This window comes from Streptomyces fuscigenes, assembly GCF_021556455.1.
Lineage (GTDB): Bacteria > Actinomycetota > Actinomycetes > Streptomycetales > Streptomycetaceae > Streptomyces > Streptomyces fuscigenes.
The window spans coordinates 1-16,274 of the sequence record NZ_JAKGCV010000088.1 but is presented as its reverse complement, the minus strand read 5'-3'; the positions used below and the strand labels follow the sequence as shown (position 1 = coordinate 16,274).

At 73.3% G+C, this 16,274-nt stretch carries 11 protein-coding genes; 4 read left to right on the top strand and 7 right to left on the bottom strand.

What is annotated here, in order from left to right; translation table 11 throughout:
* Positions 1-53 precede the first annotated feature (53 nt).
* Together L1885_RS10760 and L1885_RS10755 are read right to left on the bottom strand one after the other, a co-directional pair.
* A complete protein-coding gene (locus L1885_RS10760; RefSeq protein WP_235796821.1) occupies positions 54-2,087 on the bottom strand; it encodes a CocE/NonD family hydrolase in 2,034 nt (677 codons plus the stop codon).
* Between the two features lie 126 nt (positions 2,088-2,213).
* A complete protein-coding gene (locus tag L1885_RS10755) occupies positions 2,214-3,707 on the bottom strand; it encodes a peptide MFS transporter (RefSeq protein WP_235796820.1) in 1,494 nt (497 codons plus the stop codon).
* 167 nt (positions 3,708-3,874) lie between these two features.
* On the opposite strand from L1885_RS10755, the gene L1885_RS10750 reads away from it, so the two are divergent.
* From L1885_RS10750 to L1885_RS10735, 4 genes are all read left to right on the top strand, one after another.
* Positions 3,875-4,885, top strand: a complete 1,011-nt coding sequence (locus L1885_RS10750) for a polyprenyl synthetase family protein (RefSeq protein ID WP_235796819.1) — start codon at positions 3,875-3,877, stop codon at positions 4,883-4,885.
* Positions 4,886-5,137: 252 nt separating this feature from the next.
* Complete coding sequence (locus tag L1885_RS10745; protein WP_235796818.1) at positions 5,138-6,415, top strand: LolA family protein; 1,278 nt, start codon at positions 5,138-5,140, stop codon at positions 6,413-6,415.
* Between the two features lie 200 nt (positions 6,416-6,615).
* Positions 6,616-7,608, top strand: a complete 993-nt coding sequence (locus L1885_RS10740) for an ABC transporter ATP-binding protein (RefSeq protein ID WP_372481913.1) — start codon at positions 6,616-6,618, stop codon at positions 7,606-7,608.
* A gap of 211 nt (positions 7,609-7,819) precedes the next feature.
* Positions 7,820-8,680, top strand: coding sequence for an ABC transporter permease (locus L1885_RS10735; protein WP_372481912.1), 861 nt, complete (start codon positions 7,820-7,822; stop codon positions 8,678-8,680).
* 68 nt (positions 8,681-8,748) lie between these two features.
* Here L1885_RS10735 and rarD read toward each other — a convergent pair whose 3' ends face one another.
* The 5 genes from rarD to L1885_RS10705 all read right to left on the bottom strand — a co-directional run bounded on the left by rarD (position 8,749) and on the right by L1885_RS10705 (position 15,963).
* A complete protein-coding gene (gene rarD / locus L1885_RS10730) occupies positions 8,749-9,801 on the bottom strand; it encodes an EamA family transporter RarD (RefSeq protein WP_235796816.1) in 1,053 nt (350 codons plus the stop codon).
* A gap of 508 nt (positions 9,802-10,309) precedes the next feature.
* Entirely contained in the window at positions 10,310-11,368 is a 1,059-nt protein-coding gene (locus L1885_RS10720) for a 2-oxoacid:ferredoxin oxidoreductase subunit beta (protein ID WP_235796815.1), read from the bottom strand.
* Positions 11,361-13,334 (bottom strand): 2-oxoacid:acceptor oxidoreductase subunit alpha, encoded by a 1,974-nt coding sequence (locus tag L1885_RS10715; protein ID WP_235796814.1) that lies wholly within the window; start codon positions 13,332-13,334, stop codon positions 11,361-11,363. Before L1885_RS10715 ends, L1885_RS10720 begins: the two co-directional genes overlap by 8 nt.
* Before the next feature lie 272 nt (positions 13,335-13,606).
* Complete coding sequence (locus L1885_RS10710) at positions 13,607-14,266, bottom strand: LuxR C-terminal-related transcriptional regulator (RefSeq protein WP_308117300.1); 660 nt, start codon at positions 14,264-14,266, stop codon at positions 13,607-13,609.
* Positions 14,267-14,619: 353 nt separating this feature from the next.
* Positions 14,620-15,963 carry a sensor histidine kinase gene (locus L1885_RS10705; RefSeq protein ID WP_235796812.1) on the bottom strand — a complete coding sequence of 448 codons (1,344 nt, stop codon included), beginning with the start codon at positions 15,961-15,963 and terminating at the stop codon, positions 14,620-14,622.
* Between the last annotated feature and the right edge of the window lie 311 nt (positions 15,964-16,274).

Sequence of the window (16,274 nt, the reverse complement as noted above, 5' to 3'; positions counted from 1 at the left end):
CCGAGCCCCCCGAGCCCCCCGAGCCCCCGGGCCGCCCCCCGCGGTGCGCGGCCTCAGCCCGCGGTGCGCGGGATCTCCTTCTCCCAGGTGCGGTGGAAGACGATCTCGTCGCCCTCGCGGCAGATCACCTCGTTGACCGTCGTGAAGACGTCCTCGTCGCAGGCCGTCTCCGAACGGGTCTCCACCCGGGTGTCCCAGCCCAGTTCCGGCCGGTGCAGGCGGACCGACCAGCGGGAGGCCGCGGTCGCGGAGAGCGGGTCGCCCTCCTGGATCGTGTAGGTCTCCAGGGCGTCCTCGGTGAACTCCAGGCCGTCCGGGTAGACACGCGTGCCGCCGTAGCGCGGGTCGACCTCCAGCCGCCAGATGCCCTCCGCGACGTCCCGTGTGACCAGGCGCTCGGGCCGCGGGGGCTCCAGCGTGGCCGGGAAGACGACCTCCAGCGGCGTCGACTCCTCCGGCGGCTCGAAGGAGATCGGCGTGTCCGAGGCGGCGCCCGTGCGCACCGGGAGGTCGAGGCCGGAGCCCGCCGGGTCCAGGACGAACCCCGCGGAGGCCGCCTGCGGCCAGATCCAGGGCCAGTACGCGGACGAGACCGCGAGCCGGATGCGGTGGCCCGGCGGGAAGGTGTGCCCGATGCCGTTCAGCTGGAACTCGACGTCCTCGGTGGCGCCCTCGGGCCAGGGCACGACCCGGTCGCGGCCCTCGCGCGCCGACAGGTTCAGCGCCCCGCGCGTGACGAGGGTCGACGAGCCGTCGGGCGCCACGTCGCACAGCCGGGCGATCACCTGTCCCGCGGGCGCGTCCACCTGCAGCCTGAGCCGTACGCGGGGCCGGCCGAGGATCTCGATGCCGGGCGCCCCGGGCCCCACCGCGAACTCGAACGACGCCGATTTCGCGTCCTCCTCCCGCTGGTCGGGCGGCAGATCGGCGTCGTTGCCGAACGGGAAGAAGCGCCCCGCGTCCAGGCCCGTGTGGTGCGGCGAGTCGACGACCACCGGCTCCCCGCGCAGCGCGTACCGCACGGGCGTGACGTTCGGCGAGGGCCAGGACGGCTCGCCCACCCAGTGCCCGGGCAGCTCCGGGTAGACCGTCGCGGGCGGGTGCGACCTGCTGATCCAGGCGCGCAGCAGCGGCTCGTCCATGATCCCGGTGTCCCGGTCCTTGAGGTGGAGGTCCCACCACCGCAGGGTCTCCTGGAGGAAGCCGATGGCCGGGCCGGGCGGCAGTCCCCGGTCGGGGTACTGGTGCGACCAGGGGCCGATGATCCCGCGCACCCGGTCCGGATCCAGGTGCCGCACGAGACGCAGCACGGTGTCCCGGTACGGGTCGTGCCAGCCGCCCACGGCGAGCACCGCCGCGTCGATCGCCGAGTAGTCCTCGCAGACGCTGCCGTGCTTCCAGTACGCGTCGCGCGTCTGGTGGGCGAGCCAGGTGTGGATGAGGGGCTCCACCGCCTCCAGCCGGTTGAGCCACATCTCGCGCCAGCGCTCGCCCGCGTACAGCGGGTCCGGCGGCCGGGAGGCGAACGCCAGCATCGTCGACGCCCAGGCGTGCATGTCGACGCCGAGGACCGAGCCGCCCATGTAGTGGACGTCGTTGTCGTAGCGGTCGTCGGTGGAGCAGACCGTGACGACCGCCTTCAGCGGCTCGGGCGCGAGCGCGGCGAGCTGGAGGGCGTTGAAGCCGCCCCAGGAGATGCCGAACATGCCGACCCGGCCGCTGCACCAGGGCTGCGCCGCGAGCCAGTTGATCACCTCGACGCCGTCGGCCAGCTCCGTCGCGTCGTACTCGTCGCCGGGCACGCCCTCGCTGTTGCCGTGCCCCCGGACGTCGACGCGCACGGAGGCGTAGCCGTGGCCCGCGTACCAGGGGTGTCTTTGCCAGTCGCGAGGGGCGGTCCAGTCGCTCAGCCGGTAGGGGAGGTACTCCAGGAGGGCGGGCACGGGCTCGTCCGTGACCGGGCGCCAGATCCTGGCGTAGAGCCGCAGGCCGCCGGGCAGCGGGATGCGGACGTCCTCGCGGGTGGTCTCGTGGGGGAAGTCGGTACGGACGACAGGACCGGGGGTGGGGCGGACGGTGGGGGGCATGCCGGTCACCTTTTCGGGCTCATCTGGTGCGTACGGGCGGGGTGGTGCGCGGGCGCGCCCGGACGGGCCCGGCGCGGGGCGCCGGCCGGCGGGCGGGGCGGTCCGGCCGGCGCGGGGCGCGGCCGGTCAGTGGACGGGGTGCATGGTGCGGCGCAGCCAGGGCGCCACGGCTATGACCGCGAGGCCCGCGGCCACCGCGACCGCGCCGTTCACGCCGAAGTACGCCGGGTGGGAGACGTCGTCGTACAGCTTCACCGTCTGCGCCTGGATGCCGTTGGCCAGGGCGAGCGAGAGGAACCACAGCGCCATCGTCTGGCTCGCGAACGCCCGCGGAGCGAGCTTGGTGGAGGCGGACAGGCCGGAGGTCTCCAGCAGGATGTCGCCGAGGCCGAGCAGGACGTACGAGCCGACGATCCACCAGACGGCCATCTTGTACGTGTCGCCACTGTGTCCGGACGTGGGCAGGACGATCAGCAGGAACGACAGGCCGCCGAGGACCACGCCGGCCGCGATCTTGTTGGACGCGTGCGGCTGCCGGCGGCCCATCCGCACCCACACGGCGGCGACGACCGGCGCGAGGCCGACCTCGAAGGCGCCGAGGGCCGAGGTGTACCAGCTCGCGGGGAAGCCGAAGCCGAGGATGCTCGACCGGGCGTTCGAGGCGGCCAGCAGGATCATCGTCGAATAGGCCTGGAAGAGGATGAAGTTGAAGACCACGGACGCCGCGAACAGCACGATGTAGGGGCGCAGCCGGCCGCGCTCCTCGGCGCTGACCCGGGGGCTCGTGAACATCACCGCGAAGTACACGACGGGGGCGGCGACCGACACGGCCGTGAGCACGTCGACGAACCGGCCGAGCGTCAGCCACCCGGCCAGCGAGAGGGCGGTGGCGAGGACGGCGGCGGCGAGTGCCCCGATCACCGTCCACCGCACGGCCCGGCGCATCGGGCCCGGCGCGAGCGCGTACTCCGGCGCGCTGCCGCGCCCCGCCAGGTGCCCGCGGCCCCAGACGTACTGGACGAGCCCCAGCGTCATGCCGAAGGCCGCCGCGGAGAAGCCCCAGTGCCAGCTCGCGTGGTCGCCCAGCCACCCCGTCACCAGCGGCCCGAGGAACGAGCCGATGTTGATGGCCATGTAGTAGAGGGCGAATCCGGCGTCGCGGCGCTCGTCCCTCGTGCGGTAGAGCTTGCCGACCATGTACGAGACGTTCGGCTTCAGCAGGCCCGTGCCCGCGCTGATCAGGCCGAGGCCCGCCCAGGTCGCCCAGACGGCGGGCACCGCCATCAGGTAGTGCCCGGCGGCGATGAGGACGCCGCCCCACAGGACGGAGCGGTACGAGCCGAGGATGCGGTCGGCCAGCCAGCCGCCGCCGACGGAGACCAGGTAGACCAGGGTGCCGTACGCCGCGGAGACGGAGGCGGCCGTGCCGTCGGCCATGCCGAGGCCGCCGTGTGCGACGCTGTCGACGAAATAGAGGACGAGAATGGCCTGCATCCCCAGGAACGAGAACCGCTCCCAGACCTCGAGGCCCGACAGCGTGACCAGCCCTCTCGGCTGTCCCAGGAACCCGCGGTCGTCCTGGGGCGGAGGTTGCTCTCCGTGCTCTTTCGCGTCGGTCACCGTGTCGGACAAAATAGTCTCTCCCGCTCGTACGACTGATCACGAACATACTGCCGGTGTCGGGAAGGCGCCCACGGTGATCGAAACGCGACCGGATACGCTGACTTGAGTGATGGCAGCGACACATCGACAATCCGTGTGATCGTCAGCAGACAGGAGTACCCCTCGTGACCGTCGTCGGGCCGTTCGGGCTGAGCATGCGGGACCACGCTCTTGAAGCCGATGTCCAGACCGGATTGGCGGCTGTCGAGGCGGGACTGCTCGATGCCACCAAGAGCGACGTCGCCTTCATCAATGAGGCCGCCCAGCACCTGGTGCGCGCCGGCGGGAAGCGGTTCCGGCCCCTGCTGGTGCTGCTGGCCGCCCAGTTCGGCGACCCCTACGCGCCCGGCGTGGTGCCGTCGGCGGTGGTCGTGGAGCTCACCCACCTCGCGACGCTCTACCACGACGACGTCATGGACGAGGCCGAGGTCCGCCGGGGCGTGGACAGCGCCAACGCGCGCTGGGACAACTCCGTCGCCGTCCTCACCGGCGACTTCCTCTTCTCCCGCGCCTCCCAGATCCTCGCCGAGCTCGGCCCCGAGGCCGTCCGCATCCAGGCGGAGGCGTTCGAGCGGCTCGTCACCGGACAGATCCTGGAGACCGCCGGCCCGCGCGACGGCCGCGACCCGGTCGCCCACTACCTCGACGTGCTGTCCGGCAAGGCCGGCTCGCTGGTCGCCGTCTCCGGGCGCTTCGGCGCGCTGATGTCGGGCGCCGACGAGCACGTCGTCGACATCCTCACGCAGTTCGGCGAGCGCCTCGGTGTCGCGTTCCAGCTGGCGGACGACGTGCTCGACATCGCCAGCGAGTCGCACGAGTCCGGCAAGACGCCCGGTACCGACCTGCGCGAGGGCATCCCGACGCTGCCGGTGCTGCTGCTGCGCGCCCGCGCCGAGAAGCTGGCCGAACCGGACGACGTCGAGCTGGTCGAGCTGCTCGCCTCCGACCTCTCCGACGACGCGCGGCACGCGGAGGCCCTGCGCCGGCTGCGCGCGCACCCCGCCCTCCAGCAGGCCATGGACGAGGCCGTGCGCTACGCGACGGCCGCCCGCGACACCCTCGTCCCGCTGCCCGAGTGCTGGGCGAAGTCCGCGCTCACGGACCTGTGCGACGCCGTGGTGCACCGCGCGGGCTGACGCCGGGCACGGCGCGTCCGGCCGCGCCCGCGCCCCGGCGCGGCGCCGTGGCCCCCAGGGGACCGGGGGTTGGTGTCATCCCGTAGGGGTACGGGAAGTTGCGCCGCGGGGCTGATGCCCCGGGTACGGCCGGTTTGGTCAGATGGGCATACGCGTTCGTGACCCTGCCGAGTGAGAATGGCGTCGGGGGGTGGACGAGTGCGCGGCACCGATGACCGTTACGACCGGCCGCCGATCACGGAGGTAGGGCACATGGCAGGCAACGACAGCACAGGCATCGCCGAGGAGGGCGGGAGCGGCGGCAGGACCCGCAGGACGATGACCCGGTACGCGCTTCCGGTGGCCGTCGCGGGCGTCGCCGCGCTGACCGTGGGACTGGTCCCGGCGCTCGCCGCGTCCGGCGACCCGGACCTTCCGAAGATCAGCGCGCACGATCTCGTCCAGAAGATCGCCGCGTCCGACACGCAGCAGCTCTCCGGGACCGTGAAGCTCACCACGGACCTGGGCCTGCCGTCGCTGGGCGCCCTCGGCGACTCGATGTCCGGCGCGATGTCCGGCGGCCCGGGCGGTTCCTCGGGGGCACCGTCCGGTTCCTCGGCCGACCCCGGTTCCAAGCTGATGGAACTGGCCTCCGGCACGCACACGCTGCGGGTCGCCGCCGACGGACCGGAGAAGCAGAAGGTCTCCGTCCTCGACAACGCGTCCGAGTACAGCGTCATCCGCGACGGAAGCCAGGTCTGGGCCTACGACAGCGCCGCCAACCAGGCGTTCCACACGACGGCACCCGACGAGGCCGGCTCCGGCTCCCCGAAGGCGCTGCCGCCACTGCCGCACGGCGGCGACCTGCCGACGACACCCCGCCAGTTCACGGACGACGTGCTCGGAGCCGCCGGGTCCACGACCTCGTTCAGCGTGGACGGCACCTCGAAGGTCGCCGGCCACGACGCCTACGAGCTGGTGATCAAGCCGAAGCAGACGGGCTCGACCGTCGGCTCGGTCCGCGTCGCGGTCGACTCCAGGACGGGCACGCCGCTGAAGTTCACGCTGCTGCCCAGCGGCGGCGGCAAGCCCGTCGTCGACATCGGCTACACCTCGGTCGACTTCGCCAGGCCCGCGGCCTCGACGTTCACGTTCACGCCGCCGAAGGGCACCAAGGTCACCGAGGGCCCGAAGCACGCGACGCCCCGGCCCCAGGCGCCCTCGAAGCAGGACCAGGACCGCGCGAAGGCCGCGCTCGGCAAGGTGAAGACCATCGGCTCCGGCTGGGCGACGGTCGTCGAGCTGCCGGGCACCGCGGGCGCGGCCGGCCACGCCGCGCCCAAGGGCGGCAAGGACGGCTCCGCGGCCGTCCCGCAGGACGCCCAGGGCTTCCTGGACTCGCTGGGCGACAAGGTCAGCGGGAAGTTCGGCTCCGGCACGGTGTTCCACACCCGCCTGATCAACGCGCTGACGACCGACGACGGCACCGTCTACGTCGGCGCCGTGAGTCAGCAGCGCCTGATCGACACGGCGAACGCCGCCGCCAAGTAGGGGCGCGACGCCGGGGGCCGCCCCGGGGCGGCGTACGACACCGCCGCCCGGGCGACCCCCACCGGCCCGCCCTCCCCGCTCGCCCGCCGCCCCGCCGTACGCTCGTACGGCGGGGCGGCGCGTTTTCCGGGCGCCCCGCACGAGCGGGGGCCGACACCGAGCTTGCAGGACCGGAGGGACTGGGGATCGTGGCGACGACAGTGGCGGCCGGGGCCGCGGGGCGGGCGCTCCCGCACGGGGCGCCGCCCGTGATCGAGGCCCGCGGCCTCACGAAGCGCTACGGAGGCGGGCAGCTCGCCGTCGACCGGCTGGACCTGGCGGTGCCGGACGGCAGCGTGTTCGGCTTCCTCGGGCCCAACGGGTCGGGCAAGACGACGACCATCCGCATGCTGCTCGGCCTCGTGCAGCCCACGGCCGGCACCGCGAGCCTGCTCGGCCGCCCGATGCCGCACGCGGCGCGCGCCGTGCTCCCGCAGGTGGGCGCGCTGATCGAGGGGCCCGCCCAGTACGGGTTCCTGAGCGGACGCGACAACCTGGTGCGCTACGACGCGGCGGACCCCACCGCCGACCCCCGCACCCGCTCCGCGCGGGTGGACGCGGCGCTCGAACGGGTCGGCCTCGCCGCCGCGTCGGCCAAGCGGGCCAAGGCCTACTCCCTCGGCATGAAGCAGCGGCTCGGCATCGCCGCCGCGCTTCTGCGGCCGCGCAGACTGCTCGTCCTGGACGAGCCGACCAACGGCCTCGACCCGCAGGGCATGCGGGAGATCAGGACGCTGGTGCGGGAGCTCGCCGCCGACGGCACGACGGTCTTCCTCTCCTCGCACCTCCTGGACGAGATCGAGCAGGTGTGCACGCATGCGGCCGTCATGGCGCAGGGCCGCCTGATCGCGCAGGGCTCGGTGGCGGACCTCTCGGCGGGCACGCACGGCAGGCTCGCCGTCACCACGCCCGACCCGGCCGACGCGGCCCGGGTGCTGGCCGAGCTGGGCGTCACGGCCATCGAGAAGGGTGAGGGCCGGGTGACCGGAGAACTGCCGGCGGGCGACGCGGGAGGCGACCGGGCGGACCCGGCCGACCTCAACGCGGCGCTGGTGAGGGCCGGGGTGCGGGTACGGGCGTTCGGAGTCGAGCGCGGCACGTTGGAGGACGCCTTCGTGGCGCTGACGGGAGAGGGCTTCGATGTCGCGGGCTGAGACGGCGGGCACGGACGGGACGGTCCCGGACGCGGAGCGGGACGGGGCAGCCCCGGGCGCGGGCGAGACGGCCCCCGGCGCGGGCACGGGCGCGGCAGGGCCGGCGGTGGCCCTGGAGGCCCCGGACACGGCGGCCGACGCGGCCGACGAGGCCGACAAGGCCGGCACGGCGGCCGCGGCCGGAGATGCAGCCGCGGGCGCTCCGGGTGCCGTGCCGGGAGCGCGGAGTTCCGCGTTCTGGTGGACGCTCGGGTTCTTCCGCTCCGAGTGGGTGACGACCTTCCGCAGGTGGCGGACGCTGGCGCTGCTCGCGGTCCTCGCGGCCGTGCCGGTCCTCGTGGGCGTCGCCGTCAAGATCCAGACGAGCGGCGGGGGAGAGGCGGGCGACCCGCACGGCGGCGGGCCCGCGTTCCTGACGCAGGTCACCAACAACGGCCTGTTCCTCGTGTTCGCCGCGCTCGCCGCGACCCTGCCCGTCTTCCTGCCCATGACCGTCGGCGTGATCGCGGGCGACTCGGTCGCCGGCGAGTCGGCCGGCGGCACGCTGCGCTACCTCCTGGTCGTCCCGGCCGGGCGGACCAGGCTGCTGCTCGCCAAGTACGCCACGACGCTGGCGTTCTGCCTGACGGCGACCGTGGTCGTGGCCGCGTTCGCGCTGGCGACGGGCGCCCTGCTGTTCCCGACGGGCGATGTCACCACCATCTCCGGCACGACGATCTCCTTCGGCGCGGGCCTGCTGCGGGCCCTGCTCGTGGCGGTGCTGGTGGCCGCGTCGCTGGTGGGCTTCGCCGCGATCGGCCTGTTCGTCTCGACGCTCACGAGCAGCGGCATCGCGGCGATGGCCTCGACGGTCGGGCTGCTGATCACCGTGCAGATCGTCGACTCGATCCCGCAGCTGGACGTGATCCACCCGTATCTGTTCCCGCACTACTGGCTCTCGTTCGCGGACGTGCTGCGGGCGCCGGTCCTGTGGGACGGCGTGGTGAAGAACCTCGTGGTGCAGGGCGTGTACGCGCTCGTGTTCGGCTCGGCCGCCTGGGCCCGCTTCTCGACGAAGGACGTCACCGCCTGACACGCGCGGGCGGGCCCTGCCGTGTCCGGCGGGGCCCCGGGGAGCGCCCGCGGGGGCGTGCCTGCCCGTCAGGCGCCCGGCACGCTGTCCGTCGCCCCGGGGGAGCCCGCCGGCGCCTCGGGGGCGGCGGGTGGCGCGGACTCCCCGGTGCCCGGGGAGAGGGGAGGGCTCGACGGGGCGTCCCCCGTGCGCAGGGCCGCGGCGGCGCGCAGCCGGGCCGCACGGACCCGGGCCGTACGGGCCGTGCGCAGCGCGTCCCCCGTCAGCACGATCAGCGCCACCCACACCAGCGCGAAGCCCGCCCACCGCTCGGGAGGCATCGGCTCGTGGAAGTACGCCACGCCCAGCGCCAGCTGGAGCACGGGCGTGAGGTACTGCAGCAGCCCGAGCGTGGTCAGCGGCACGCGCACGGCCGCCGCGCCGAACAGCACCAGCGGCACCGCCGTCACCAGGCCCGCCGAGGCGAGCCACGCCGCGTGGCCGGCGCCGTGGGCGGTGAACGTGGACCTGCCGCTCGCCCCCAGCCACAGCAGGAAGCCCAGGGCCGGCAGGAACAGCACGGTCGTCTCCGCCGCGAGTGACTCCAGGCCGCCCAGGTTGATCTTCTTCTTGATCAGGCCGTACGTGCCGAACGAGAAGGCCAGCACCAGCGAGATCCACGGCAGGCGCCCGTACCCGATGGAGATGACCAGCACGGCGGCGAGTCCGACACCGACCGCCGCCCACTGGGCGGGCCGCAGCCGCTCCTTGAGCAGCACGACACCGAGCAGGATCGTCACCAGCGGATTGATGAAGTAGCCGAGGGACGCCTCGACGACGTGACCCGAGTTCACGGCCCAGATGTAGACGCCCCAGTTGACGGTGATCGTCGCGGCGGCGAGCACCAGCAGCGCCACCCGTCGCGGCTGACGCACCAGTTCGCCGATCCACGCCCAGCGCCGCGTGCAGGCCAGCGCGATCGCCACCACGCCCAGCGACCACACCATGCGGTGGGCCAGCACCTCCATGGCGCCCGCGGGCTCCAGCAGCGGCCAGTACAGGGGCACCAGGCCCCAGATCCCGTACGCGCCGAAGCCGAACAGCAGCCCTGAGCGCTGCTCGTTGTCCGTGGTCGTCTTCACCCGGCCCCCTTCCCGTGCCCGTTCCTCGCCGACGGGGCGCGTCCGCGTCAACGCCCCCTCCGTACGGGACGGTAGCGGCAGAGGCCGCTCGCTGTCATGTCCGTTCCGTCATACGGTCATGACACGGGACGGCGCGCAGGGGCACGGGGCACGCTCCCGGCACGGGATGCGCTCGATCGACTGTGCGGTGGAAGTCGGGCACTCGCGCTCCCCGCGGCGAGTGCGCCCCGCGCGGCTGCGGCTTCCCGCGCCGCCGGGGCCGGGTGGGTTCGTCCCCGGCCCTCGCCTCCGGCCTTCGTCCCCGGCCTTCTGGGACGACCGCGCCACGCGGCACTACGCCGTCACCGTCGCCGACCACGGCACCGGGCGCCGCGTCGCCGAACGGGTCGCCATCGCGGGGGACCGGCCCTTCCGACCCCGCCGCGAACGGCGGACAGCCGGCACGGGGCGCGTTGCCCGTGCCGGCCGTCCGGCGGTCTCCGGCCGCCGTCGGCGGCCGGACGCGGGATCAGCCCGCGACCGTCCACGTGTCGTTGCCGGTGAGCAGGGCGGCCAGGTCGCCCTTGCCCTTCTGCTCGACGGCCGTGTCCAGCTGCTCGTTCATCAGCGTGTCGTAGACCGGGCGGCGCACGTTGCGGAAGACGCCGATCGGAGTCCGGTGCAGGGTGTCCGGGTCCGCCAGGCGCGAGAGCGCGAACGCCGTCGTCGGGGACTCGTTCGACGCGTCGTGGACGAGGATCCTCGACTCGTTCTCCGGCGTGACCTCGACGACCTCCAGGTCGCCGGTCCGCTCGTTGCGCACGACGCCCTTCGCGCCGTCCGCGCCGAAGCGGATCGGCTGCCCGTCCTCCAGGCGGATCACGGCCTCCTGGGCCTGCTCCCGGTCCTTGAGGACCTCGAAGGCGCCGTCGTTGAAGATGTTGCAGTTCTGGTAGATCTCCACCAGCGCCGTGCCCGGGTGGTCGGCCGCGGCCCGCAGCACGCTCGTGAGGTGCTTGCGGTCCGAGTCGACCGTACGGGCCACGAACGACGCCTCGGCGCCGATGGCCAACGACACCGGGTTGAACGGGGCGTCCAGCGAGCCCATCGGCGTCGACTTCGTGATCTTGCCGACCTCGGAGGTCGGCGAGTACTGGCCCTTCGTCAGGCCGTAGATCCGGTTGTTGAACAGCAGGATCTTCAGATTGACGTTGCGGCGCAGCGCGTGGATGAGGTGGTTGCCGCCGATGGACAGCGAGTCGCCGTCACCGGTGACGACCCACACCGACAGGTCCCGGCGCGAGGTCGCGAGGCCCGTGGCGATGGCCGGGGCGCGGCCGTGGATCGAGTGCATCCCGTACGTGTTCATGTAGTACGGGAAACGCGACGAGCAGCCGATGCCCGAGACGAAGACGATGTTCTCCTTCGCGAGCCCCAGATCGGGCATGAAGCCCTGGACGGCGGCCAGGACGGCGTAGTCGCCGCAGCCCGGGCACCAGCGCACCTCCTGGTCTGACTTGAAGTCCTTCATCGACTGCTTGGCTTCGGCCTTCGGGATCAGCGTCAGCAGCTCGTTGGCGTCAGACATGAATGGCCTCCTCGATGGCCGTGGCGAGCTGTTCCGCCTTGAAGGGCATGCCGTTGACCTGGTTGTACGAGTGCGCGTCCACCAGGTACTTGGCTCGCAGCAGGGTCGCGAGCTGGCCGAGGTTCATCTCGGGCACGACGACCTTGTCGTACCGCTTGAGGACCTCGCCGAGGTTCGCGGGGAAGGGGTTGATGTGCCGCAGGTGCGCCTGGGCGACGGGGTGCCCCGACTTGCGCAGGCGTCGCACGGCCGCCGTGATCGGCCCGTACGTGGAGCCCCAGCCGAGCACCAGGGTGCGGGCGCCGTCCGGGTCGTCGACCTCGAGGTCGGGAACCTGGACGCCGTCGACCTTCGCGGCGCGCGTGCGCACCATGAAGTCGTGGTTGGCGGGGTCGTAGGAGATGTTGCCCGTGCCGTCCTGCTTCTCGATGCCGCCGATGCGGTGTTCGAGGCCGGGCGTGCCGGGCACGGCCCACGGGCGCGCCAGCGTCTGCGGGTCGCGCTTGTAGGGCCAGAACACCTCGGTGCCGTCCGCGTTCTGATGGTTCGGCGCGGTGGCGAACCGCACCGTCAGGTCGGGCAGCTCGTGCGGCTCCGGCACCCGCCACGGCTCGGAGCCGTTCGCGAGGTAGCCGTCCGACAGCAGGAGGACCGGCGTGCGGTAGGTCAGCGCGATGCGGGCCGCCTCGACGGCCGCGTCGAAGCAGTCCGCCGGCGTCGACGGCGCGACGATCGGCACCGGGGCCTCGCCGTTGCGCCCGTACATCGCCTGCAGCAGGTCGGCCTGCTCGGTCTTCGTCGGCAGGCCCGTCGAGGGGCCGCCGCGCTGGATGTCCACGATCAGCAGCGGCAGCTCCAGGGAGACCGCGAGGCCGATCGTCTCGCTCTTGAGGGCGACACCCGGGCCGGAGGTGGTGGTCACCGCGAGGGAACCGCCGAAGGCCGCGCCCAGAGCGGCGCCGATGCCCGCGATCTCGTCCTCGGCCTGGAACGTGCGCACGCCGAAGTTCTTGTGCTTCGACAGCTCGTGCAGGATGTCGGAGGCCGGCGTGATCGGGTACGAGCCGAGGTACAGCGGCAGGTCCGCCTGGTGCGCGGCGGCGACCAGCCCGTACGACAGCGCCAGGTTGCCGGAGATGTTGCGGTAGGTGCCGGCCGGGAAGGCCTCCTCGGCCGGGGCGACCTCGTAGGAGACGGCGAAGTCCTCCGTCGTCTCACCGAAGTTCCAGCCGGCGCGGAACGCGGCCACGTTCGCCTCGGCGATCTCCGGCTTCTTCGCGAACTTCGAACGCAGGAACGACTCGGTGTTCTCCGTCGGCCGGTTGTACATCCACGACAGCAGACCGAGGGCGAACATGTTCTTGCTGCGCTCGGCCTCCTTGCGGGAGAGCCCGAAGTCCTTGAGGGCCTCGATGGTCAGCGTCGTCAGGGGCACGGGGTGCACCTGGTACGCGTCCAGCGAGCCGTCCTCCAGGGGGGAGGTGTCGTAGCCGACCTTCGCCATCGGGCGCTTGGTGAACTCGTCGGTGTTGACGATGATCTCCGCGCCCCGCGGCACGTCCGCGATGTTCGCCTTCAGCGCCGCCGGGTTCATCGCGACCAGCACGTCCGGCGCGTCGCCGGGGGTCAGGATGTCGTGGTCGGCGAAGTGCAGCTGGAACGAGGACACGCCCGGCAGGGTGCCTGCGGGGGCGCGGATCTCGGCCGGGAAGTTCGGCAGGGTCGACAGGTCGTTGCCGAAGGAGGCCGTCTCCGAGGTGAACCGGTCGCCCGTCAGCTGCATGCCGTCACCCGAGTCGCCCGCGAAGCGGATGATCACCCGGTCGAGGCGGCGGACCTCCTTGGCGCCGGAACCCCCCGGCCCTGACTCTTCCGACCGGCCCGACAACGGGGCACGCTGCTCCGCGACGACGGTGTCGCCCGCGTCGTTGGCCTCGTCGGCTGCGCTACTGACCTGGCTGGTCACTGAACTGGACCTCCCTGTGAGGCGGCGGCTCCGGGACGGCCGGCCGCCGGCCGTCCCGCAGCAACCCTACGTCGGTAAGGGTCGCCTACCTCTGCTCGCTCGCATGATGGACGCCACCATGAGACACCCCGACGCACGAAAATGCCCTGTTCTACGCCGCTTTGCGTGCGAGGGCGGCTGCCTGGCCGGGCTCGTCCTTTGGGACTAGGACCACCGCGTCGCAGCAGCCCACGGCCCCCGGCACCGCGTGCCGCGCCGCGGGGCCCGGGCCCTCAGGACCTCAGGTAGGTCAGGACGGCCAGCACCCTGCGGTGATCCCCGTCACTCGGCGACAGGCCGAGCTTCAGGAAGATGTTGCTGACGTGCTTCTCGACCGCGCCGTCGGAGACCACCAGCTGCTTGGCGACCGCCGAGTTCGTCCGGCCCTCCGCCATCAGGCCCAGCACCTCGCGCTCGCGGGGCGTGAGGCCCGCCAGCACGTCCTGCTTGCGGCTGCGGCCCAGCAGCTGCGCCACGACCTCCGGGTCGAGCGCGGTGCCGCCGCCCGCCACCCGGACGACCGCGTCCACGAACTCCCTGACGTCCGCGACCCGGTCCTTGAGCAGGTAGCCCACGCCGCGGGTCGAGCCGGCCAGCAGTTCGGTCGCGTACTCCTCCTCCACGTACTGGGACAGGACGAGCACGCCGACGCCCGGATGCTCCTTGCGCAGCCACACGGCCGCCCGCACACCCTCGTCCGTGTGGGTCGGAGGCATGCGCACGTCCGCGACGACGACGTCCGGCAACGCGCCCTGATCGGCCAGCTCACCGATGGTCTTCGTCAGCGCCACCGCGTCCCCGACGCCGGCGACCACGTCGTGGCCGCGGTCGGTCAGGAGCCGGGTCAGGCCCTCCCGCAGCAGCACCGAGTCCTCGGCGATGACCACGCGCACTCTGTCCTCCACAACCGAAACCACTGTCTCGCAAACCCCCCACGCCTCACGCGTACCCGGACGTCCGTGTCCGGGGCGGCGCCCCCTGGCCCCCGCGTCTCCAGCATCCCAGGCAAGGGACGCGGACGCGCCCCCTCCGGGTTGAGCGGCGGGGTCGGGGCCGCCCGGGCCGGGGGGAGGGGAGCCGCTCGCCGTGCGGCCCCGTGGCCCGGGCCGGGCTCACGTCCCGCCGGGCCGCCCGGGCCGGGCTCACGTCCCGCCGGGCGGCCCGGGCGGCGCCGGTGGTGCGGAGGCGGTCGGGGAAGCGCTCCATGGGGGCGGGTCGGGAAGACCGCAGGCCCGCCCCCTGGGGGTCATTCGCGCCAGGGCAGTTCGGCGGTGACGGTCGTGGGGCCGCCCTGCGGCGAGTCGACCAGCAGGACGCCGTCCACCGCCCCGAGCCGCTCGATCAGGCCGGCGATCCCGCTGCCGTCGCCCGGATCCGCTCCGCCGACCCCGTCGTCGGACACCTGCAGCAGCAGGCGGCCGTCGGAGCGCCACACGTCCACCTCGGCCCGACGGGCCCGGCTGTGCTTGCTGATGTTCTGCAGCAGTTCGGAGACCGTGAAGTACGCGATCCCCTCGATCGCCGGGGCCGGCCGGCCGGGCAGGTCGACGTCGACCCGTACCGGGACCGTGCACCGGGCCGCAAGCGACGAGAGCGCCGCGTCGAGGCCGCGGTCGGTCAGGACGGCCGGGTGGATGCCGCGGGCGAGGTCCCGCAGCTCCTGGAGGGCGGTCTTCACCTCGCCGTGGGCCTCGTCGACCATGCGCGCGGCGGCCTCCGGATCCTCGGCCAGCTTCTCCTTGGCGAGCCCGAGATCCATGGCGAGGGCGACGAGCCGGGCCTGCGCGCCGTCGTGCAGGTCGCGCTCGATGCGGCGCAGGTCCGCGGCGGCGGTGTCCACGACGACCCCGCGGTCCGACTCCAGCTCGACGACGCGCGACTCCAGCCGCGACGGCCCCAGCAGCAGGCCCACCATCAGCCGGTCCACGGACGTCAGCCCGCGCACCACGTACGGGGTCGCCAGCACGACGACCAGCCCCATCGCGCACACGACCGCGCTCTGCACCGGGGCGCCCAGGTCGACGGTGGTGCCCGAGGAATCCCGGTACAGCGCCACCCCGTCGCCGTTGCCCGGGTAGGCCCACCGCCACAGCGGGAAGGCCAGCAGCCCCCAGCCCGTCACCCAGAACGTCACGCTCACGACGAACGCGAAGCAGGCCCAGGGGAGCATCAGCAGCGTGTAGAGCAGATTGCGCCACGACTCGCCGCTCCTGAGCACCGCGCCCGTCCAGGACAGCAGGCCGTTCTTCTTCGGCCGCAGCGGCTGCGGGCGGCCCACGTCCAGGCCGAGCAGGCGCCGTGCCCGGGCGCGCTCCATCACCGCGAAGCCGCGTGCGCTCGCCAGCGTGATGCCGAGGACCGGCACCCCGAGGAACGTCACCAGCATGCCGGCACCGAACGACAGCATCGTCACGGAGTAGACGAACATCAGGATGCCGATCGGCAGGCTCAGCACCACGTGCCCCAGCTCCCGCCAGGCCCGGGCCTCGAACGGCGCCCGCACGAACGAGGGAACGAGGTGGCGCCGGGGTGCCGTGCCCGGGCCGTGGCCGTACTCCGTACTCGTCTCGACACCTGGGTAACTGGCCATCGGGCCGTCCGATCTGCTCAGGGCGCGAATCCGGTGCCGCCTCCGCCAGGGAGGTCCGGCGCCGTCCGCGTCCGCCCGTATCCGTCCTGCTTCTGCCGTGTGCCACTGCCGCGGTCCGTGCCTCACGTCCGCCGGTGACCCCGGTACGCACCATGCTCCCGGGCGGCGGAGCGCCCCACCATGAGGGCGGTCTCCGTTCTCACCCTCGGGTTTTCCCCACCCCGCGCGGGGCGGCCGCCCCCTCCGCGGCGTCCCCGCGGCGCGTCCGGCGGTCCCGGCGCCCGAGGCGGCGCGCCTCGCGGTCCCGGCGG